Origin of the sequence: Mesorhizobium sp. (assembly GCF_004963255.1) — a bacterium.
GTDB lineage: Bacteria > Pseudomonadota > Alphaproteobacteria > Rhizobiales > Rhizobiaceae > Mesorhizobium.
Genome location: NZ_SUGA01000003.1, coordinates 242111 through 262709, shown reverse-complemented (window position 1 = coordinate 262709; position 20599 = coordinate 242111). Strand labels below are relative to the sequence as shown.

Genomic DNA, 20599 nt, shown 5'->3' with positions numbered 1-20599 from the left:
AAGCGTGTCCGCATCTGGGCGATCGGCGAAAGCCGGTCGCCTTATTCGTTTCCGTCCACCTCGCGCAGACGATAGCCGACGCCCGTCTCGGTGATGATGTAGCGCGGCTGATCCGGGGTCTTCTCGATCTTCTGCCGCAGCTGGCGGACATAGACCCTCAGATATTGCACGTCGGTCGAGTCGTTCCAGATCTGCTTCATCAGGAACTGGTGGGTCAGCACCTTGCCGGCATATTGCACGAGCATGCGCAGGATGTCGTATTCCTTGGGCGACAGCTTCACTTCCTTGCCCTCGACCTTGACGATGCGCTTCACCAGGTCGACCGAAAGATCGCCGGTATGGAACACCGGCTTCTCGCCCTGCTGCTGGAACTTATGGCGCAGCGCCACGCGGATGCGCGCGACCAGTTCGTTCATGCCGAACGGCTTGGTCACATAGTCGTCGGCGCCAAGCTCGAGCGCCGAGACGATGCCGGCCTCGTCGGTGCGGCTGGACAGGATCACGACCGGAATGTCGAGACCCTCGCCGCGCCATTTGCCGAGCAGCTCCAGGCCGGTCATGCCGGGCAGGCCGAGATCGAGCAGGATCAGGTCCGGCCGTTCGGTCTGCAAGAGCTCGATCGCGGCCTTGGCGTTCGACGCCTCGGAGACCGTATAACCCTGGCTACAAAGGCCGACGCGCAGCAATTTGCGGATCGGCGGCTCGTCGTCGACGACCAATATGGACACGGTCTGATTTGTCATGCCGCATCATCCGTAAGGGGCGCGCCGAGCGCCGGCAAGTCAGCCGGCACCGGCATGCGGATCGTGAAGATCGCGCCGGGACGGTCGGTGCGGTTGGCCGCCGCGATCGTGCCGCCCATCGCCTCGATGAAGCCGCGGCTGATCGACAGGCCGAGGCCCGTGCCGGCGCGCACCTGGTCGCGTTTGCGCACGCGGTAGAAGGTATCGAATATCCGCTCCAGGTCGCCCGGCGGGATGCCCGGTCCCTCATCCATCACCTGCAGGATGACGGCGCCGTTGTCGACCCAGGCCTGCAGCCGGATGATCGAGCCGGGCGAGGCATATTTGGCGGCATTGTCGAGGAGGTTGAACAGCGCCTGCTCGAACAGCACGGGATCGTGCCGCAGCATCGGCAGGTCAGCCGGAATGTCGGTCTCTATTGTATGCTCGGCGGTGATCTTCTGCGCCCGGTTCAGCGCTGAGCCGACGACATCGCCGACATAATGGAGCGCGTAATTCGGCTCCATCGCACCCGACTCGATCCTGGTCATGTCGAGCAGATTGGCGATGAAGCGGTTCAGCCGCTCCGACTCGCTGACAACCGTCGACAGAAGCTCCGCGCGATCCTTTTCCGGCAGCGCCGGCGCGAATTCCTTCAGCGTGCCGGCCGCGCCCATGATCGCGGCGAGCGGCGTCTTCAGGTCGTGCGAGATCGAGGTGAGCAGCGCCGAGCGCAACCGGTCCGCTTCAGCCGCAAGCCGGGCGCGGTCGACATCGGCGACGAGCTGGACCCGCTCAATGGCGACGGCGGCCTGGTCGACCAGGGCGTCGAGCAGACGTTGCTGCTCGGGCGTCAGCAGCGGTCCCTGCTTGTCATTGTCGAGGCCGACCACGCCGATCGCGGTCCGCCCCGTCCGCAAGGGCAGATAGAGGCGTTTTGCGCCGGGCAAGGTGTCGGCGCCGCGGCCGGCGGCGCGGTTGTGCTCCCAGGCCCAGCGCGCGGCCGCGATATCGGCCTCGGCCAAGGTATCGTCCGGCGGATAGCCGGCCTTGACGGTGATGGTGCCGTTTTCCGGCAGAAGCAGCACGACGCGGACTTTCAGCATCGAGGCGATCTGGAAGGCGGTGGCCCACAGCACGTCGTCGAGCGTGCCGGCGCCGGCGAGCTTCTTGGAAAAGGAATAGATATCCTCGGTCGCGCGCGCCCGCGAGCGCGCGGCGACCGCCTGGCGCTGCACGCGCGCCGTCAGATTGCTGGCGATCACGGCGACGACGAGGAAGACGGCGAAGGCAACGATGCTTTCCGGGTCCCGGATCGTCAGCGTGTAGCGCGGCTCGAGGAAGAAGAAATTGAAGGCAAGCGCGGAGAGGAAACAGGCATAGAGCGCCGGCCAGAGCCCGAAGGTGACCGCCGATGTCAGCACCGCCAGCAGCAGGACGCTGGCGAGATTGCGGACGTCGAGGAACTGGTCGAGGATCGAGCTGACAGCCAGCGCGCCGGCGACATAAACGGTCGAGATCAGATAGGGCCAGATCTGGAAAGGCTTCTGCTCGGTCGCGGCCTTGACCCGCGCCGAGGGCGTGTCGGTATCGCGCTCGGCGCCGGAAATGACATGGACGCTGATGTCGCCGGCGTTGCGGATCAGATCATAGGTGAGCGAGCCCTCGATCAGCTCGCGCCAGCGCGAACGGGTAGGCCGGCCGATGACGATATGGGTAAAATTGTTGGCCGTCGCGTGGCGCACGATGTCCTGAGCGACGTTCTGGCCGGGGATGGTGGTGATCTCGGCGCCGAGCTGCTCGGCAAGGCGCAGGTTCCTGGCCAGGCGGTCCTTGTCTTCCTCGGACATGCCGGCCAAACGCGGCGTGTCGATGTGAAGCGCCGTCCAGGGCGCGCGCAGCCGGTCGGCGAGCCGGCGCGCATAGCGGATGCGGGCCGCGCCGCCAGGTTGCGAGTCGACGCAGACGAGCACGCGCTCGCCGGCCGCCCAGGGACCGGGAATGGCGTGCGACTGCATGTGGTTGAGCAGCTGTTCGTCGACGCGCTGGGCGGTGCGGCGCAGCGCCAGCTCGCGCAGCGCCGTCAGATTGCCCGGCGAGAAATAATTCTCGATGGCGCGCTGCGCGGTGTTGGGGAAATAGACCTTGCCGTCATGCAGCCGCTTGATCAGGTCGTTGGGGGTGAGATCGATGACCTCGATGTCGTCGGCCTCGTCGATAATGGAGTCGGGGACCGTCTCGCGCACCCTGACGCGGGTGATCTGGGCGACGACGTCGTTCAGGCTCTCGACATGCTGGATGTTCAGCGTGGTGTAGACGTCGATGCCTTGCGCCAGGATCTCCTGCACATCGAGATAGCGCTTGGGATGCCGGCTGCCTGGCGCGTTGGTGTGGGCAAGCTCGTCGACCAGGACGAGGTCGGGGCGGCGCTTCAGGATGGCGTCGATGTCCATCTCGTCCAAGGTCTGACCGCGATAGTTGACCAGTCGGCGCGGGATCACCTCATAGCCGTCGACCAGCGCCTGGGTTTCCTTGCGGCCGTGGGTCTCGACGATGCCGATGACGACATCGACGCCGTCGGCGCGGCGGGCGCGGCCCGCCATCAGCATCTCGTAGGTCTTGCCGACGCCGGGTGCCGCGCCGAGAAATATGCGCAGCCGGCCGCGGCCCTCGCGCTCGGCATGCTCCAGCAGCGCGTCGGGGGAGGGGCGGTTCTCGGAGTCGGTCCGGTCGTCGGGCATCAGTCCAATCATGGATTGCGCCGGGGACCGTGTCGATCCCCGGCGCGCGTGGATCACTTCAGCTCGTCAAGCGCCAGGTTCAGCGCCAGCACATTGACCACCGGCTCGCCGAGGACGCCAAGCTCGCGCGCTTCGGCATGGCCGTCGACGAGCGCCTTGACCTTGGCCTCGTCAACACCGCGGGCCTTGGCGACGCGCGGCACCTGGAAATAGGCCGCCTCGGGGCTGATGTCGGGATCGAGGCCGCTGCCGGAGGTCGTGACCAGGTCCATCGGCACCGGCGCGTTCGGGTTCTCGGCCTTCAGCTTCTCGGCGTCGCCCTTGATGCGGTCGATCAGTTTCGCGTTTGTCGGACCGAGATTCGAGCCGCTGGAGGACGTCGCATTGTAGCCGTCGCCGGCGGCCGACGGCCGGCCGTGGAAATAGCGGTCGCCGGCAAAGGTCTGGCCGATCAGGCTGGAGCCGATGACCTTGCCGTCCTTCTCGATCAGGCTGCCATTGGCCTGGTTCGGGAACAGCGCCTGGGCAATGCCGGTCATGCCGATCGGATAGATCAGGCCGGTCAGCACCGTGAAGAAGACGATCATGACAAAAGCGGGTCTGAGTTGCTTGAACATCGGGAAATCCTTATGCGAGGCCGAGGGCCGTGACGATCAGGTCGATCGCCTTGATGCCGACAAAGGGCACGACGATGCCGCCGAGGCCGTAGACGAGCAGGTTGCGGGTGAGCAGCGAGCCGGCGCCGATGGCACGATATTTCACGCCCTTTAGCGACAGCGGGATCAGCGCGATGATGATCAGCGCATTGAAGATGATGGCCGACAGGATGGCGCTCTGCGGCGTCGCCAGATGCATGATGTTGAGCGCTTGCAGCGGTCCAGTGGACTGGCCGGGCGCGACGTAGAAGACAGCGAACATCGCCGGGATGATGGCGAAGTACTTGGCCACGTCGTTGGCGATCGAGAAGGTCGTCAGCGAGCCGCGCGTCATCAACAGCGCCTTGCCGATCTCGACGATCTCGATCAGCTTGGTCGGGTCGCTGTCGAGGTCGACCATGTTGCCGGCCTCGCGCGCGGCGACCGTGCCGGTGTTCATGGCGACGCCGACATCGGCTTGGGCGAGCGCCGGCGCGTCATTGGTGCCGTCGCCGCACATGGCAACCAGCTTGCCCTTGGCCTGCTCCTCGCGGATCAGCGACAGCTTGTTCTCCGGCGTCGCCTGGGCGAGGAAGTCGTCAACGCCGGCCTCGGCGGCGATGGCCGCCGCGGTGAGCGGGTTGTCGCCGGTGATCATCACCGTGCGGATGCCCATCTTGCGCAGCTCGGCGAAACGCTCGGCTATGCCGCCCTTGACGATGTCCTTGAGGTGGACGACGCCGAGCAGGCGGCCGTCCCGCTCGACCGCCAGCGGGGTGCCGCCGGCCTTGGCGATCCCGTCGGCAACGGCCTGGAGATCGCGGATGGTGTCGCTTGTCGGGCGCGTGCCGTGGGCTGCGACGGTCGCCTGGTTGACGTGATTGAGCACCGCATCGACGGCGCCCTTGCGCACCGACGAGCCGTCGATGTCGACGCCGCTCATGCGGGTCTGCGCGGTGAAGGGCACGAAGGTCGCGTGCAGGGTCGCCATGTCGCGGGCGCGTATGCCGTATTTCTCCTTGGCCAGCACGACAATCGAACGGCCTTCCGGCGTCTCGTCGGCGAGCGAGGCGAGCTGGGCCGCGTCGGCCAGCTCCTGCTCGGTGACGCCCTTGACCGGACGGAACTCGGTCGCCTGGCGGTTGCCGAGCGTGATGGTGCCGGTCTTGTCGAGCAGCAGCGTGTCGACGTCGCCGGCGGCCTCGACGGCGCGGCCGGACATGGCAAGCACGTTGAAACGCACCAGGCGGTCCATGCCGGCGATGCCGATGGCCGACAGCAGCGCGCCGATCGTGGTCGGGATCAGCGTCACGAACAGCGCGACGAGGATCGTCACCGGGATATAGCCGCCCGAATAGGAGGCGAAGCTCGGGATGGTCGCAGTCGCCAGCACGAAGATCAGCGTCATGCCGACGAGCAGGATGTTGAGCGCGATCTCGTTCGGCGTCTTCTGGCGCTCGGCGCCCTCGACCAGCGAGATCATGCGGTCGAGGAAAGTCTGGCCGGACGCGGCGGAGATGCGCACGCGGATCCAGTCGGAAAGCACCTGGGTGCCGCCGGTGACGGCCGAACGGTCGCCGCCGGATTCGCGGATGACGGGCGCGGATTCGCCGGTGATCGCCGCCTCGTTGACGGAGGCCACGCCTTCGATCACCTCGCCGTCGGACGGGATGATGTCGCCGGCCTCGACCAGCACGACATCGCCGACCTTTAGGCTGGTGCCCGGCACCAGCTTGAATTTCGTGCGGTCGCCGTTGCTGAGCAGCTTGGCCTGGGTCTCGGTGCGCGCCTTGCGCAGCGAATCGGCCTGCGCCTTGCCGCGGCCTTCGGCGACTGCCTCGGCGAAATTGGCGAACAGCACGGTGAACCACAGCCAGATGATGATCTGCAGGGTGAAGCCGAGATCGCCGCCCCCGGCGATGAGATCCTTGACGAACAGAACGGTGGTGAGAGCTGAGACGACGGCGACGACGAACATCACCGGATTGCGGACCAGCGTGCGCGGATCGAGCTTGCGGAAGGCGCCGCCGATGGCGGGCACCAGGATGCGGGCATCCAGAATGCTCGCGGATTTGGACTGGCTCATTTTTGGGCTCCAGTATCGGTTATGTTGGACGGCGCCGGGCGTTCTGTCTTCGGAAACAGGCTCGGAAGACCGGAAGCCAGCAGCCACAGCACGAACAGCACGGCCGCCATGCCGAGAAAGGTTGAAAGCGTCGGGAAAGGACGAGGCTTCTCGTCCCTTCCGTTGTCGGGCGCTCCGTCACCGGTCTGGTGACCGTCGTGCCGACGTATGTCGTTGAGGCGTGGCATGGTCATCTCAGAAGGTCTGTCCATGGATCATCGCCAGATGCTCGACGATCGGACCGACGGCGAGCGACGGGAAGAAGGTGAGGCCTCCGACGATGATGATGACGCCGACCAGCAGGCCGACGAACAGCGTGCCGTCGGTCGGGAAGGTGCCGGCCGAGGCGGGCACGGTCTTCTTCGCCGCCAGCGAGCCGGCAATGGCCAGAGCCGGGATGATGACCAGGAACCGGCCCATCAGCATGCCGATGGCCATGGTCAGGTTGTACCAAGGCGTGTTGCCGGTGAGGCCGCCGAAGGCCGAGCCGTTGTTGGCGGCCGCCGAGGTATAGGCATAGAGCACCTCGGAGAAGCCGTGCGGCCCGCCATTGGCCATCGAGGCCACGGCGCTGGGCAGGACCACGGCGATCGCCGTGAAGATCAGCATGGCCAGCGGCAGGCACAGGATGGCGAGCATTGCCATCTTGACCTCCGTGGCCTCGATCTTCTTGCCGAGATATTCCGGCGTGCGGCCGACCATCAGGCCGGCAACGAAAACCGCGATGACGACGAACATCAGGATGCCGTAGAAACCGGCGCCGACGCCGCCGACGATGACTTCGCCGAGCTGCATGTTGATGAGCGGGATCATGCCGCCGAGCGCGGTGAAACTATCGTGCATGGCGTTGACGGCGCCGCAGGAGGCAGCCGTGGTGATGACCGCGAACAGTGCCGAGGCGGCGATGCCGAAGCGCGTCTCCTTGCCTTCCATGTTGCCGCCGTCGATGCCGAGCGCATGGACCAGCGGGTTGCCGGCGGCCTCGGCCCAATAGCAGACGATGACGCCGATTATGAACAGCACACCCATCGAAGCGAGGATCGCCCAGCCCTGGCGCTGATTGCCGACCATGCGGCCGAAGACGTTGGTGAGGCCGGCGCCGAGCACGAAGATGGTTAGCATCTGGATCATGTTCGAGATCGCGTCCGGATTCTCGAACGGATGCGCGGCATTGGCGTTGAAGAAGCCGCCGCCATTGGTGCCGAGCATCTTGATGGCGACCTGCGAGGCGACCGGACCGAGCGCGATGGTCTGCTTGGCGCCTTCCAGCGTGGTGGCGTCGACATAAGGCCCAAGCGTCTGCGGAATGCCGAGCCAGACATAGACCAGCGTCAGCACGATACACATCGGCAGGAGCACGTAGAGCGTGCAGCGGGTCAGATCGACCCAGAAATTGCCGATCGACTTGCCCGAAGCACGAGCGAAGCCGCGGATCAGCGCGATTGCAATCGCAATGCCGGTGGCGGCCGAAACGAAATTCTGGACGGTGAGGCCCGCCATCTGCACGAGGTAGGACATCGTGCTTTCGCCGCCGTAGTTCTGCCAGTTGGTGTTGGTGATGAAGCTCGCGGCGGTGTTGAAGGCGAGCTGCGGGTCGACCGCGGTCATGCCTGCGGGGTTGTAGGGCAGCACGCCCTGCAGCCGCTGCAGCGCATAGAGAACGAGAAGGCCCACAAGGTTGAAGAGCAGCATAGCCGTCGCATAAACGGCCCAATGCTGTTCTTCCTTCTCGCTTGTCCCGGAGAGACGGTAGAGGCCGCGCTCGAACGGGACGAGCACCGGCGAGAGGAAGGTGCGATCGCCGTTGAAGACGCGATACATATAGAAGCCGACCGGCTTAACGAGCGCGACGAGGATGCCGCAATAGAGAAGGATTTGTATCCAGCCGTAGATTGTCATTGTGATGGCTTTCCGTGCCTGGCGCCGGAACGTTCAGAAACGCTCGGGGCGGATGAGGGCGTAGGTGAGGTAGGCGAGCAGGAACAAGGTCACCGCGCCGCCAAGAATGTAATCGAGAAGCATGATCCGACCCTTCCGCTTAGATTCTGTCGCAGGCTTTGACGTAGGCTAAGGACAGGGCGAAGAACAAAATCCCGATCCCGAGAACTATCAGGTCCATTTCAGGTCTTCCTTGTTTCCACTTTGTGTTTGCGGGCTCGCGTTGGCGGGCTCAAAACTGCACGCGGACGCACGTCACCTTGGCGGCGACGGCGATCAAAGCGTTTCCTTCGGAGGGAGATATGGACCCGATCGCCATAAAGGTTCGAGACGGGGCGGATGGGAAAGATATAGGAATTTTATAGGGGTTTTGGGCGACGCCGTCCGAAGGTCCGGTTGGTTAGTGTGCGTTGGCAGATTCCATGCCTTGGCGACTGGCCGAGACGCCTATCGCATCGTCATCCACGGGCGGAGCAAGGAGCGAAGCGACGCGTGCAGACCGCGGAATGACGAGGTTCAGGAGACCTCAGCTCATTACCGGCGTTTGTGATGACTACCCCAACAGACGTTGATAGCCTTGCCCGACAAGGTGATCGCCTACAGCGCCGGCCGCCGGTCCTTCCACGGTATCTCGCCTTCCAACTGTGTGGATAGCGCCAGCACCGTCGCCTCGTCGCCATAGCGGCCGACGAGTTGGACGCCGATCGGCACGCCGCCCGCCGATTGCCCGAGCGGCAGCGAGATCGCCGGCAGGCCGGAGATGTTGAAGGGGAAGTTGAAGACCGCGTCGCCCCATTTGGCGTTGTAGCGGTCGAGATCGGTCTCCGACATGTCGTAGTAGCCGAGCGGGCGCGGCAATTGCGTCAGCGTCGGGGTGATGAAGACGTCATAGGGGTTTAGGTCGCCCACGATATCGCGGCCGATCAGCCTCAGTTGCTCGACGTCGGAAACATGCTTGATGCCGCTGGTCGCGCGGCCGCGCTCGATGACCGCCCAGGTCACCGGCTCGACATCCTTCGGCGTCACGGGGCGGCCGGCCAGCGTTTCGAGGAAGCCGAAGGTGGCGGCCGTCTGCACGTTGGTCATGTCGGTGTAGGTCTTCCACGCGGCATCGGCGTCGAGCGGCAAGTCGTGCTCCTCGACGTCGTGCCCGAGGCGTTCGAGCAGGGCGACCGCGGAGAGCAGCGCCTGCCTAACTTCAGGATCGATCGCGGCGCCGTTCGGCGGCGTGACGGTAAAGCCGATGCGCAGCTTCTTCGGCGCCCGCGCGGAAAGGTTCAGCCAACTTTCCGCCGGCGCCGGCGGGGTGTAGGCGTCGCCGGGCAGGGCGCCGGCCACGGCGTCGAGATAGGCGGCGGTGTCGCCCACGGTGCGCGAGCAGCAGAGGAAATAGGCGCCGCCATACCAATAGTCGCCGTAGGGCGCGAGGCTGACGCGGCCGCGCGACGGTTTCAGGCCGACAATGCCGCAGCAGGACGCCGGCACGCGGATCGAGCCGGCGCCGTCGCTGGCCTCGGCGATCGGCACCATGCGCGAAGCGATCGCGGCGGCAGCGCCGCCGCTCGATCCGCCCGGGGTGATGCCTTGCTTCCACGGGTTTTTCGTCGCGCCGTAGAGTTTCGGCTCGGTGGTGATCGACCAGCCGTTTTCCGGCGCGTTGGATTTACCGACGAGGACGAGCCCGGCGGCCTTGATGCGGCGCACCACCTCGCTGTCGGAATCGGCGACGAAGTCCTTCAGGTAGAAGCAGGAGTTGGTAAGGGGCGCGCCTTTCCAGGACGAGGCGAGCTCCTTGAGCAGATAGGGCACGCCGGCGAAGGGTGCGTCCTTGCCGACCGTCGCCGCCTGGGCGCGCGCCATGTCGTAGAGGCGGTGGATGACAGCATTGAGCGACGGGTTGAGGCGTTCGATCATCGTGATCGCCACTTCGACGAGCTCAGCGGGGGCGACCTCGCCGCGCTTCACCAGGGCGGCGAGCGCCAGCGCGTCGGAGTTGGTGTAGGTCTCAATCAAGCTCTCCGAAATCGCGGCCATATATTCCTCCCCTTATGATAGCCGACCGCGGGACTCACCCTCACCCAGCCTCCGCTTCGCTCGGCTGACCTCTCCCCGGCGGGGAGAGGAGATTGTCAGCGCCGGCGCTTCCCTCTTCTGCCCTCGGGGAGAAGGTGGCCGCGAAGCGGCCGGATGAGGGGGAGTGGCGCCGCCGCTGAACGGGATATTTCACGCCAGCTCGACGGTCCGCTTCTCCGCGATACTCTGCTCCGCCGCCAGCACGATGCGCAGGCTGTTGACGGCCGCGTCCATCTGCTCGGTCAGATCGAGGTCCTCCCGGATGGCGCGCAGGAAGAAGGCCTGCTCGCGGTCGCAGAGTTCCTGGTGCCCGGGCTCGTCCTCCATGCTGACGATCTCGTCGGGCTTGGCAAAATTCTTGTCGCCGTCGACCTGCGCATAGTGGATCTTCAGCGCGTCGGTCTTGGTATGGCGGTCGATGTCGGCCGAGTCGGACACTTCCTCGGCATCCTTGGCGCTGCTCGCTCCCTGGCCGGCGACGATCGAGACGGCGCCCTTCGGGCCGACCACGTCCTTCACGAAATAGGCCGTCTCGCTCATCATCGGGCCCCAGCCGGCCTCGTACCAGCCGACCGAGCCGTCGTCGAAGGTGACGTGCAAATGGCCGTAATTCTGCTTGTCGGCCTCGGCCCAGAGTTTTGCGCCGATGCCGTGCACGCGCACCGGCTTGGCGCCGGTCAGCTGGCACATGACGTCGACATAATGCACGCCGCAGTCGACGATCGGGATCAGCGAGTCGATCAGGTTCTTGTGCCAATGCCAGGCGCTGCCGCTGCTCTGCTGGTTGAGGTTCAGGCGCATCACCAGCGGCTTGCCGAGCGTCTTGCCGACCTCGATGAACTTGATCCAGGACGGGTGCACCCGCAGGATGTAGCCCAGCAGCAGCTTGCGGTTCTTGGCGCGCGCTGCGGCCACCACCTTCTCGGCATCCTCGATGTTGGTGGCGAGAGGCTTTTCCATGAAGACATGGCAGTTGGCGGCGATCGCCTTCAGCGCGTATTCGGCGTGCGTGTTCGGCCAGCTGTTGATCGAGACCGCGTCCGGCTTCGTCTCCTTCAGCGCCAGGTCGAAATCCTCATAGAGCGGGTAGCCGGCAAGTTCCTTGGGGATCTTCTTGTTGCTCTTGATCGAGCGGCTCATGATGCCGACGATCTCGAATCCTTCGGAGCGGTGATAGGCGCTGGCATGCGATGCGCCCATATTGCCCAGACCAACCACCAGTATTTTCACCTTGTCGGCCATCGAAGCCTCCCCAATGCTCTTTGAACGAATGGCGGGCGGCGCCTCCCGCCGCCCGATGGTCACGGCAGTCGCGTTACTTGACGGCGGAATCGAACAGATGCGCCTTGATCTTGTCGACGTCGAGCGCGGCAAAGCCTTCCGACAGTTTGACGCCGTCGGCATCGGCCTTGACCTTGGCCTTGTCGAAGTCGTTGGCGGCCGGGATCAGGTCATTGGTGCAGACGTCCTCGGCCTTCACCGGCGCGCTGATCTGGCCGATCTTGAGGATCTCGTCGAAGAAGCCCTGCCAGCTCGCCATGTCGTGCGAGCCCCAGCCGCCGCGCTTGTCCATGTCGCCGCGGAAGACGTTGATCTGCTGCAGGATCGAGGTGGTGCCGAGTTCCGGACCGAGGTTCTTGGCTAGCGTCGGGAACTGCTCGAACACGGCTTCGACCGCCGCGCGCGGGTTCTGGTAGCCGAACTCCAGGCCCATCGCCCAGCCGCGCAGGTATTTCTCCAGGAAGGCCTTCTTGTCGGCGTCCTCGAGGTCGGCGGCGCGCACGACGAAGGTGTTGGCCGGCAGCTTGGAATTCTTGACGCCGAGCCAGTACTCGAAATCGAGGCCCTTGGCGATCCATTCGGCGCGCAAGCCTTCCCAGGAAAGCGCGGCGTCGCCCTGGCCGCCGGCGAGCGCGGTGCCCCAGGTCGGCCAGCCGGCCTCGACATATTTCACCTTCTTGATGTCGACACCCTGGGCCGCCAGCAGCGGATCGACGATCGCCTGCCAGGCGGCGGAGCCGAGCAGGATGGTCTTGCCCTCGAGGTCCTTCAGGTTGTTGGTGCCCTGGCCCTTGCGGAAAGCGAGGCTGAAAGTATCGCGCGCGCCCATGTGGAAGACGGACTTAAGCTTCATGCCGTTCTGGATGGCGAAAGAGAAGACGCCGGGCGAGGGGAAGCCCATGTCGGCCTGGCCGACATCGACGAACTTCACAGTTGCGGTGCCATCCGAAGGGCCGGGCTGCATGTCGGTGTTAAGGTCGCCGAAATAGCCGGCCTTCTTCGCTGACCAGTAGGGATAATCGTCCAGCACTTCGAGCGTGCCGCGCGGCGAGATCCAGGTGAATTTCTCATAGGCCGCCGCCCTGGCTTTCAGGCCGGATGCGCCAAGCGCGGTGGCGGTCACGACGCCGGCCGCGGTCACCTGCAGGAAGTAGCGGCGGCTGATGCCGGCCGGGACGCTGGAATGGATCGGATTGTCGTTGGTCATGGCATTCCCCTTTTGTTGATTGCCCTTATTGATCGCTTGCCTTGCCTTCGCCCGCCTCCCGGGCGCGATTTTTTCCTGTCGTCAGGTCTCCCAACTCGCCCATTTCTTGCCGATCAGGAAGAACAGCACGTAGATCAGGATGCCGAGCGTCGAGAGTATCAACACCACGGCGAAGAATTGCGGCATCTGGATCATCGACGAATAGGAGGTGAGCCGGTTGCCGAGGCCGAAACCGCCGCCGACCATCTCGGCGCCGACGGCAGTGAGCAGGCCGAAGATCGCGCCGATCATCAGCCCGACCAGGATCATCGGCAGCGCCATCGGCGCGCGGATCTTCCAGAAGATCTGCAGCGTGCTGGCGCCATAGGAGCGGGCCAAGGCGATCTTGGCGCTGTCGACGCGGCGGAAGCCGGTCGCTGCGTTGATCATCACCATCGGGCCGGCAGCCAGAGCGACCGCGATGATGCGCGGCGTGTAGCCGAAGCCGAAGCGCAGGATGAGCAAAGGCACCAGCGCCAGCATCGGCGTGGTGACCAGGATCAGGATGTAAGGCGCGACGATCTTCTCGGCGAAGGGAAACTGCGTGATCACCGCCGCCATCACCAGGCCGACGATGGCGCCGATGGCGAAGCCTGAGACAAGCTCGACCAGCGTGTAGCCGAGATGCGGCGCGATCAGCGGGAACTCGTCGAACAGCGCGTAAACGATCGAGCTCGGCGGCGGCATGATATATTGCGGCACGTGGAAGAGGCGTAGCGCGAGCTCAATGCCGCCGATGATGACCACCGCCACGGCAAGGATCGCCGCCACCTCGGCTCCGGACTTGATACCGGGACCGCTGGCGAAGGCGGAAAGGTTGGTCAGGCTGACGTCCTGCCCGTCGCCGCCCGACTTCGCCTTCGAGAATTCCGGAATGGCGTCGCCTCCGCTCACGGCCTGATCCTCACGATTTCAGCGCTCTTGTGCTCCGGCTGTTGCTGGGCCTGCGGCCGACGCTCGCCGACAATGTCCATCTTGATGCGGTTGGTGAGGTCGAAGACCTCCTTCGTCGCCATGATCTCCAGAGACCGCTGGCGCGCGAACGGCACCTCATAGATCTTGGCGACGCGGCCGGGCCGCGTGGTCAGCACCACGACGCGATCGGAGAGGAAGATCGCCTCCTCGATGCTGTGGGTGATGAAGACGATGGTGGTCTTGGTGTCGAGCCAGATCTCCTCGACGAGGCGGTTCATCTCCTCGCGGGTAAAGCTGTCGAGCGCGCCGAAGGGCTCGTCCATCAAAAGCACCGAAGGTTTCAGCGCCAGCGCGCGCACGATCGCGGCGCGCTGCTGCATGCCGCCGGACAGCTCGCGCGGGAACTTGCCGCCGAAGCCGTCCAGCCCGACACGGTGCAAGAGATGGGCGATCCAGGCGCGGTCGGGTTTCTCGCCCTTGATCTCGAAGGGGAAGTTGATGTTGGCGTCGAGATTGCGCCAGGGCAGGAGGTTCGCTTCCTGGAAGACAATGCCGATCTCGGGGCGCGGTCCAGTGATCTCCTTGCCGTCGAGCAGGATCGCGCCGCCGGTCAGCCGGTGCAGGCCCGACATGGACCACAACAGCGTGGTCTTGCCGCAGCCGGAGGGGCCGACGATCGAAACGATCTCGTTGGGCTGAACATCCAGGCTGCAGCGATCCAGCGCCAGAAGATCGCCGGAACCTGTCTGATAGACCTTGGTCGCTGCCTGCACGCCGAGCTTCGGCGTTCTTGCGCTTGCCGTACTCATGCTCCCCCTCGGAGACTGCGCGATGAGTTGCCAAGGCCCCATCTGTCCGCAAAATCAGTCTGTAACTATCCTACTTTACTGTCAAGCGCTGACGGATGGTGGAAGCAATCAGGTTCAACCAGATATTAGCTAATATGCTGATCTGAAACAATTTTATCATCCCTTGCGGTGTGTGTTACTTTCCTACATACTCGTCGTGGTTGATTGCCTATGGCCAGCGGGCGGATAATCGCGAAGATGACGGATCCAGAAGCGGGCTGGGGAGGACTGGCGAATGACCGAAGCTGACAGCCAGGCATTGCGAATTGCGGACGAAGACGGCGACCGGCACGACCATGTCAGGCGCTTTCCCGATATCATCTCGCAGGTGAAGGACAGCTATGCGGAGCTGCGGCCGGCCGAGCGCCGCGTCGCCGATGTCGTGCTCGACGACGTCAAATATGCGGTCGATGCGTCCAATGCCGCGCTTGCCCAACGTGCCCGGGTCAGCGAGCCGACGGTGACACGGTTCTGCCGCGCCATCGGCTGCGAGGGCGTGCGCGATTTCAAGCTGAAGCTGGCGCAGAGCCTCGTCGTCGGCGCGCTCTATCTCGCCACCAAGCCGCAATCCGCGAACAGCGACAGCGGCATGCCGTTCTGGAACGCCGTGTTCGGCGAGGCGCGGCGCGCGCTGCAGGAGGCGGAGCGGCAGATCGATCCGGGACAGCTGCAGAAGGCGGCGGAACTGATCGCCAAGGCACGGCAGGTGACGGTGTTCGGCCTCGGCGGCAGCTCGTCGGCGCTGGCGCAGGAGACGCAATACCGCCTGTTCCGCTACGGCATCACCATCAGCGCGCAATGCGATCCCTATTTGATGCGCATGACCGCCTCGACGCTGAAGCCGGGCGATCTGGTGATCGCGATCTCGGCCACAGGGCGCACGCGCGAGGTGATCGAGGCGGTGGAGCTCGCCAAGCATTACCGCGCGAACGCGATCTGCGTGACGGCGCCGGACACCGAGCTGACCCGCGTCTGCGATGTACGGCTGACGGTTGCCGTGCCCGAATATCCCGACACACTGAAGCCGACCGCATCGCGCTACGCATTCCTGGCGGCGATCGATCTGCTGGCGGTGGCGACAGCCTACAAGATCGACGGCCCGGCGCGCGAGACGGTGCGCAGGATCAAATACAATGCGCAGATCCACAGGACAGGCAAGGAGATGGAGCCGCTGGGAGATTGAGGCAGCCGATATTCAGGTGAGGCCGGCCTGCAAATGGCGGTTTCCTGCGCTTCCGGTGCTCACGTACTTTAGTACGCTCCGCTCCGGTTCTCGGAATCCACCATTTTCGACTCGGCCTGACCTGAATCTCGACTGCCTCAAGGCGCACTCTCTGGCATCGTCAGGGAAGCTGGCGGTGCCAGTCGACATTCGAAGGGAAGGACAAAAATGCTCGACATCGCACCATCGCAACAGGCGGCGACTTGGCTCGGCTCGTTCGGCCGGGCGCTGGAGGCCGGCGATATCGAGGCGGCGACGAACCTCTTCGTCGAGGATTGCTACTGGCGCGATCTTTTGACCTTCACATGGAACATCAAGACCATGGAAGGGCAGGCCGCGATCCGCGAGATGCTGAAGGCCACGCTGTCGCAAGCGCAGCCGTCGCACTGGCACCTGACCGGAGAGCCAAGCGTCGACGACGGGATCGTCGAGGCCTGGTTCAGCTTCGAGACGGCGGTGGCGCGGGGCGAGGGGATCCTGCGGCTCAAGGACGGCCGCTGCCGCACGCTGTTCACGGCGATGAGCGAGCTCAAGGGTTTCGAGGAGCAAAAGGGCCCGGCGCGGCCGCTCGGCATCCGCCACAAGCCCGACCCCAAGCGCGAGACCTGGGCCGAAGCGAGAGCGCGTGAGACGCGCGATCTCGGCGTGCACGAGCAGCCCTACTGCCTGGTGATCGGCGGCGGGCAGGGCGGCATCATGCTCGGCGCCCGGCTGCGTCAGCTCGGCGTTCCGACGCTCATCATCGAGAAGAATGCGCGCGCCGGCGATTCCTGGCGCAACCGCTACCGCTCGCTCGTGCTGCACGATCCGGTCTGGTACGACCATCTGCCCTATATTCCTTTCCCGGAAAACTGGCCGGTCTTCACGCCCAAGGACAAGATGGGCGACTGGCTGGAAATGTATACCCGCGTCATGGAGCTAAATTATTGGGTCGCCACCAAATGCATCAGCGCCGCCTATGACGAGACCGAAAAGGTTTGGACCGTGGTGGTCGACCGCGTCGGCCAACGCGTCACGCTGAAGCCGAAACACATCGTCTTCGCCACCGGCGCCTACGGGCCGCCGCGGCAGATCGAGTTGCCGGGAGCCGATAGCTTCAAGGGCGAGCTCCTGCATTCCAGCCAGTATTCCACCGGCGAGAAATTCCGCGGCAAGCGCGTCGCGGTGATTGGTGCCGCAAGCTCCGGCCACGATGTCAGCGTCGATCTCTGGGAAGCCGGCGCCAAGGTCACCATGGTGCAGCGCTCGCCGACGACCGTGGTGAAATCCGACACGCTGATGGATGTCGGCTTCGAGATCTTTTCCGAGAAGGCGCTGGCGCGCGGCATCACCACCGACAAGGCCGACATGATCGTCGCCTCCACGCCCTTCGCTTTGGTGCCCAAGGGGCAGCGCGCGCTCTACGACGTGATCAGGGCGCGAGACGCGGATTTCTACAAGCGTCTCAGCGACAGCGGCTTCGCCATCGATTTCGGCGAGGACGAGACCGGGCTCTTGATGAAGGCCTACCGCACCGGCTCGGGCTATTACATCGATGTAGGCGCCTGCGAGCTGATCCTGAACGGCGAGATCAAGGTGAAGAGCGGCGTCGGCATCAAGTCGCTGACGCCGGCCGGTATCCTGTTCGAGGACGGCAGCGAATTGGAGGTCGACGCGATCGTCTGCTGCACCGGCTACCAGTCGATGAACGAGACGGTTGCCGCAATCGTCTCGCGCGAGGTCGCCGACAAGGTCGGCCCGTGCTGGGGCCTCGGCTCCGGCGTGAAGGGCGACCCCGGTCCCTGGCAGGGCGAGTTGCGCAACATGTGGAAGCCGACGGCGCAGGAGGCGCTGTGGTTCCATGGCGGCAATCTGGCGCTGTCGCGCTTCTATTCGAAATATGTGGCGCTGCAGCTCAAGGCGCGGATGGAGGGGATAGCAACGCCGGTTTATGGCGAGCCGAGTAATGCTGGGCGGTGACGTTCGATCTCCCCCCTCGAGGGGGAGATGCCCGGCAGGGCAGAGGGGGTCGGTACGACTGGGCTCGACTTTTGCGGCAGGTGAGGGTTGGCGCTTCACGCGCGGCAACCCCCTCTGTCGCCTTCAGCGACATCTCCCCCTCAAGGGGGGAGATCACCCGCGCCCAAAATGCCTGGCCGCCATATCCACATGCGTGTGATGCGCATGCGCTTCGAAGCGTTCGGTCTCGTTGTGATCGGGCGTCTCGTTCGGCCACCATTTGCCGGCGATGGCGATGCCGTTGGAGACCAGGCGCTGGTCCGCGACCAATGACGCTCCGACGGCGTCGACGAAGGTGAAGCGGCCGGGCTGGAGCCGCAGCACCGCGACATCGCCGATGCCGCCGACCTTCAGCGCGCCGAGCTCGGGTCGGGCGATCGCCTGCGCGGGGTTCACGGTCGCCGCGCGCAGCACCTCGACCAGCGGCATGCCGAGCACCATGAGCTTCGACATGCAGACCAGCATGTCGAAGGCCGGGCCGTCGACGCAGTAGAGGTGCACGTCGCTGGAGATTACATCCGGCGCTAGGCCCTCGGCGAGCATCGCCTTCGCCACCTCGAAGTCGAAGGAGCCCATGCCGTGGCCGATGTCGAAGATAACGCCGCGTTCGCGCGCCAGCCGCATGTCCGGCCGCACCGCGCCGGACGCGAAGACCGGGGCATTGGGGAATGGCCGGAAGCAGTGGGTGAGGATATCGCCGCGCCGCAGCCTGGGCAGCACTTCAGAACGGCCTGGCGGCGGCTCGTCGATATGCGCCATCAGCGGCAGGCCGACCTTGTCGGCCGCTTCGAGCGCGAGGTCGACCGGCGCAATGCCGCTGGTGCCGCCAGCATGCTTGCCGGAGCGGACTTTCACGCCGACGACGACATCGGCATGCTCGCGCACCGCGGCAACCGTTTCGCGCGGCTCGCAGAGACTGAGGTCGCTGCATTCGCCGACCGACACGGTCTTGGCGAAGCCGAATATGCCGGCAAAGGAGATGTTGACGTAAGCGAGGATGCGGACTTTCGAGCGCTCGATGACATGGCGGCGAAAGCCAAGGAAATTGCCCGCGCCGGCGCTGCCGGCGTCGATGAAGGTGGTGGTGCCGCTCTTGGCGGCCAGCCGGTCGGCGTCGACGCCGAGCGAGGTGCCACCCCAATAGACGTGGCTATGCAGGTCGACGAGGCCGGGCGTAACGATGCAGTCCCTGGCGTCGACCACCTGCGCAGCATGTTCGGCATCGATGGCGGCCTCGATCGCGGCGACGCGGCCATCGGCAATGGCGACATCACGCTGCGCGTCGAGGCCCGATGCGGGGTCGATGACGCGCCCGCCCTTGATCAGGAGATCGAACTGCATCGGCGCCCTCCCTTATGTGAAAGTGATCGCGATCAGACCGGCCGGTAGGCGACGGCCTCGACCTCGATCTTGATGTCGATCATCAGGCGCGATTCGACCGTGGTGCGCGCCGGCGGGTCGTTTGGGAAATGTTTTGCATAGACGGTGTTGAAGGTGCCGAAATCGCGCGCGTCCTCCAGCCAGACGGTGGTCTTCACCACATCGTCCATGCCGCAGCCGGCCAGCGCCAGCGCCGCCTTGACGTTCTGCAGCACCTGCTCGGTCTGCTCGGCGATGCCGCCCTTCACCACCAGCCCGTCGCTGCCCACCGGCACCTGGCCGGAGACATAGACGAAATCGCCGGCGCGCACGGCGGGCGAGAGCGGGACATGCGATTTTCCAAAGCACTGCTTGGGCAAGTGAGCCTCCTCTTGGCGATTGAGCGAACCGGTCGCATAGCCGTCTACGTCTGTCAGCACGATCCTCATAGAGGCAATGTCGGAAAGCAACATTTTTTCGAAATCCATGTTGCTTTATTACAGAAGCCTGAGCATCTTGCGGTCGATACCGCTTTCATCGGCCGCGATATGAGGGGAGATCCAGCATGACCTTCGACAAGAATCCGTTTCCGGAAGGCGATGCCGATCGTCACGACCTGTGGGAAATGCTGGTCCGGCGCGACATCGATGCCTTCCTCGGACAGGACTGGGCGATGGTCGAGGACGATTTCATCGCCGAGAGCTTCTTCGGCATGCACGCGCATTTCCTCGCCAATGCCGATGCCTGGCGGCTGCAGTTCCCGAGGCTGGCGGTCTATCGCGACGAATGGCTGCGCCAGGCCAAGGAGACAGCAGCGACGAAATTCGCCGAGCCGCTGCGCGAGGCGCTGTTTCGCGTCACCAACATGCGCGACATCGATGTCGACGGTGATCGCGCGGTGCTGCACAAGAAGTTCGACGGCTCGGTCGCCAAGGCGGATGGCGGTGTCGACCGGCTGAAATGGCAGACGCTCTATTTCTGCCGCAAGGTCGGCGGCCGCTGGAAGATCGCGGGTTTTGTCGGTTACATGCCGCATCCGCTGGGCTAAGGCGTACCGATGTTCCGGTGAGGCCGGTCTTCCGGTGCTCGCATATACGCAGGCAACGCTTCGGGCCTATGACAGCCGCGGCAACCGCTCGTCAGGCGAGCGGTGGTCGAACACGACCCCCATGGTCTTACCAACGGCGGCCATCACGATCAGCTCGACCAGATGGTCATCGCTGTCTTCGCAGGATGGATCGGCATGGCGTATGGCCTCGAGCATGGCGCGTGTGGACACGGTGTCGCCGGCGCGAAATTTCGAAAGGGCAGACGAAACAAGGTCTTGCACCGTCGGGTCCATGACGGGCACTTCCGCAGCGACGTTCATTGGCCTCCTCCTGCCATGAACCCTCCCTGCAAAGATGATACGCCAATAGCGGGATTGCGCCAGCGAAATGGTGGTCCGACCAGAGCCGATGGCGACAGCCTGCCGCCAGTTGCCCCTAGGGACGAGC

At 64.7% G+C, this 20599-nt stretch carries 18 protein-coding genes; 3 read left to right on the top strand and 15 right to left on the bottom strand.

Features of this window, described 5'->3' with window-relative positions; genetic code table 11:
- Positions 1-41: 41 nt before the first annotated feature.
- From E5X34_RS06015 to E5X34_RS05960, 12 genes are all read right to left on the bottom strand, one after another.
- Positions 42-743 (bottom strand): response regulator transcription factor, encoded by a 702-nt coding sequence (locus E5X34_RS06015; protein WP_292562221.1) that lies wholly within the window; start codon positions 741-743, stop codon positions 42-44.
- Positions 740-3463: a sensor histidine kinase KdpD gene (locus tag E5X34_RS06010; protein WP_292562384.1), complete on the bottom strand. Its 2724-nt coding sequence runs from the start codon at positions 3461-3463 to the stop codon at positions 740-742. Before E5X34_RS06010 ends, E5X34_RS06015 begins: the two co-directional genes overlap by 4 nt.
- 53 nt (positions 3464-3516) lie before the next feature.
- Positions 3517-4080, bottom strand: a complete 564-nt coding sequence (gene kdpC, locus E5X34_RS06005) for a potassium-transporting ATPase subunit KdpC (protein ID WP_292562220.1) — start codon at positions 4078-4080, stop codon at positions 3517-3519.
- Between the two features lie 10 nt (positions 4081-4090).
- The gene (kdpB, locus tag E5X34_RS06000) at positions 4091-6184 is read right to left on the bottom strand and encodes a potassium-transporting ATPase subunit KdpB (RefSeq protein ID WP_292562219.1); all 2094 of its coding nucleotides are present in this window, start codon (positions 6182-6184) and stop codon (positions 4091-4093) included.
- Positions 6181-6411 carry a hypothetical protein gene (locus E5X34_RS05995; protein WP_292562217.1) on the bottom strand — a complete coding sequence of 77 codons (231 nt, stop codon included), beginning with the start codon at positions 6409-6411 and terminating at the stop codon, positions 6181-6183. The genes kdpB and E5X34_RS05995 overlap by 4 nt, the downstream gene beginning before the upstream one ends.
- A 7-nt stretch (positions 6412-6418) precedes the next feature.
- Positions 6419-8122, bottom strand: coding sequence for a potassium-transporting ATPase subunit KdpA (gene kdpA / locus E5X34_RS05990; RefSeq protein WP_292562215.1), 1704 nt, complete (start codon positions 8120-8122; stop codon positions 6419-6421).
- Positions 8123-8155: 33 nt separating this feature from the next.
- The gene (locus tag E5X34_RS05985; RefSeq protein WP_040990279.1) at positions 8156-8245 is read right to left on the bottom strand and encodes a K(+)-transporting ATPase subunit F; all 90 of its coding nucleotides are present in this window, start codon (positions 8243-8245) and stop codon (positions 8156-8158) included.
- A 513-nt stretch (positions 8246-8758) separates the two neighbouring features.
- Positions 8759-10195 (bottom strand): amidase, encoded by a 1437-nt coding sequence (locus E5X34_RS05980; RefSeq protein ID WP_292562213.1) that lies wholly within the window; start codon positions 10193-10195, stop codon positions 8759-8761.
- A 189-nt stretch (positions 10196-10384) separates the two neighbouring features.
- Positions 10385-11476, bottom strand: a complete 1092-nt coding sequence (locus tag E5X34_RS05975) for a Gfo/Idh/MocA family oxidoreductase (protein WP_292562211.1) — start codon at positions 11474-11476, stop codon at positions 10385-10387.
- A 73-nt stretch (positions 11477-11549) separates the two neighbouring features.
- The gene (locus tag E5X34_RS05970; RefSeq protein ID WP_292075218.1) at positions 11550-12722 is read right to left on the bottom strand and encodes an ABC transporter substrate-binding protein; all 1173 of its coding nucleotides are present in this window, start codon (positions 12720-12722) and stop codon (positions 11550-11552) included.
- 81 nt (positions 12723-12803) lie between these two features.
- Positions 12804-13655 carry an ABC transporter permease gene (locus tag E5X34_RS05965; protein WP_292562209.1) on the bottom strand — a complete coding sequence of 284 codons (852 nt, stop codon included), beginning with the start codon at positions 13653-13655 and terminating at the stop codon, positions 12804-12806.
- Positions 13652-14485 (bottom strand): ABC transporter ATP-binding protein, encoded by an 834-nt coding sequence (locus E5X34_RS05960; RefSeq protein WP_292562208.1) that lies wholly within the window; start codon positions 14483-14485, stop codon positions 13652-13654. Before E5X34_RS05960 ends, E5X34_RS05965 begins: the two co-directional genes overlap by 4 nt.
- A 274-nt stretch (positions 14486-14759) precedes the next feature.
- Between E5X34_RS05960 and E5X34_RS05955 the strand changes: the two genes are divergently transcribed.
- Both E5X34_RS05955 and E5X34_RS05950 read left to right on the top strand, forming a co-directional pair.
- Entirely contained in the window at positions 14760-15707 is a 948-nt protein-coding gene (locus E5X34_RS05955) for a MurR/RpiR family transcriptional regulator (protein WP_292562206.1), read from the top strand.
- A 207-nt stretch (positions 15708-15914) separates the two neighbouring features.
- Positions 15915-17705: an NAD(P)/FAD-dependent oxidoreductase gene (locus E5X34_RS05950; RefSeq protein WP_292562204.1), complete on the top strand. Its 1791-nt coding sequence runs from the start codon at positions 15915-15917 to the stop codon at positions 17703-17705.
- Between the two features lie 153 nt (positions 17706-17858).
- Here E5X34_RS05950 and E5X34_RS05945 read toward each other — a convergent pair whose 3' ends face one another.
- Together E5X34_RS05945 and E5X34_RS05940 are read right to left on the bottom strand one after the other, a co-directional pair.
- The gene (locus tag E5X34_RS05945) at positions 17859-19085 is read right to left on the bottom strand and encodes an amidohydrolase/deacetylase family metallohydrolase (RefSeq protein ID WP_292562202.1); all 1227 of its coding nucleotides are present in this window, start codon (positions 19083-19085) and stop codon (positions 17859-17861) included.
- 32 nt (positions 19086-19117) lie between these two features.
- Complete coding sequence (locus tag E5X34_RS05940) at positions 19118-19483, bottom strand: RidA family protein (RefSeq protein WP_126081235.1); 366 nt, start codon at positions 19481-19483, stop codon at positions 19118-19120.
- A gap of 185 nt (positions 19484-19668) precedes the next feature.
- Here E5X34_RS05940 and E5X34_RS05935 point away from each other — a divergent pair, with 185 nt between their 5' ends.
- On the top strand, positions 19669-20151 hold the full coding sequence (locus tag E5X34_RS05935) for a hypothetical protein (protein WP_292562200.1): 483 nt from the start codon (positions 19669-19671) through the stop codon (positions 20149-20151).
- 66 nt (positions 20152-20217) lie between these two features.
- Here E5X34_RS05935 and E5X34_RS05930 read toward each other — a convergent pair whose 3' ends face one another.
- The gene (locus E5X34_RS05930) at positions 20218-20472 is read right to left on the bottom strand and encodes a hypothetical protein (RefSeq protein ID WP_042638212.1); all 255 of its coding nucleotides are present in this window, start codon (positions 20470-20472) and stop codon (positions 20218-20220) included.
- Positions 20473-20599 lie beyond the last annotated feature (127 nt).

Bases quoted from the DNA above. Each gene is read 5' to 3' on its own strand.
- E5X34_RS06015 (WP_292562221.1), bottom strand. From the start codon at position 743: ATGACAAATCAGACCGTGTCCATATTGGTCGTCGACGACGAGCCGCCG.
- E5X34_RS06010 (WP_292562384.1), bottom strand. From the start codon at position 3,463: ATGCCCGACGACCGGACCGACTCCGAGAACCGCCCCTCCCCCGACGCG.
- kdpC (WP_292562220.1), bottom strand. From the start codon at position 4,080: ATGTTCAAGCAACTCAGACCCGCTTTTGTCATGATCGTCTTCTTCACG.
- kdpB (WP_292562219.1), bottom strand. From the start codon at position 6,184: ATGAGCCAGTCCAAATCCGCGAGCATTCTGGATGCCCGCATCCTGGTG.
- E5X34_RS05995 (WP_292562217.1), bottom strand. From the start codon at position 6,411: ATGCCACGCCTCAACGACATACGTCGGCACGACGGTCACCAGACCGGT.
- kdpA (WP_292562215.1), bottom strand. From the start codon at position 8,122: ATGACAATCTACGGCTGGATACAAATCCTTCTCTATTGCGGCATCCTC.
- E5X34_RS05985 (WP_040990279.1), bottom strand. From the start codon at position 8,245: ATGCTTCTCGATTACATTCTTGGCGGCGCGGTGACCTTGTTCCTGCTC.
- E5X34_RS05980 (WP_292562213.1), bottom strand. From the start codon at position 10,195: ATGGCCGCGATTTCGGAGAGCTTGATTGAGACCTACACCAACTCCGAC.
- E5X34_RS05975 (WP_292562211.1), bottom strand. From the start codon at position 11,476: ATGGCCGACAAGGTGAAAATACTGGTGGTTGGTCTGGGCAATATGGGC.
- E5X34_RS05970 (WP_292075218.1), bottom strand. From the start codon at position 12,722: ATGACCAACGACAATCCGATCCATTCCAGCGTCCCGGCCGGCATCAGC.
- E5X34_RS05960 (WP_292562208.1), bottom strand. From the start codon at position 14,485: ATGAGTACGGCAAGCGCAAGAACGCCGAAGCTCGGCGTGCAGGCAGCG.
- E5X34_RS05955 (WP_292562206.1), top strand. From the start codon at position 14,760: ATGACCGAAGCTGACAGCCAGGCATTGCGAATTGCGGACGAAGACGGC.
- E5X34_RS05950 (WP_292562204.1), top strand. From the start codon at position 15,915: ATGCTCGACATCGCACCATCGCAACAGGCGGCGACTTGGCTCGGCTCG.
- E5X34_RS05945 (WP_292562202.1), bottom strand. From the start codon at position 19,085: ATGCAGTTCGATCTCCTGATCAAGGGCGGGCGCGTCATCGACCCCGCA.
- E5X34_RS05935 (WP_292562200.1), top strand. From the start codon at position 19,669: ATGACCTTCGACAAGAATCCGTTTCCGGAAGGCGATGCCGATCGTCAC.
- E5X34_RS05930 (WP_042638212.1), bottom strand. From the start codon at position 20,472: ATGAACGTCGCTGCGGAAGTGCCCGTCATGGACCCGACGGTGCAAGAC.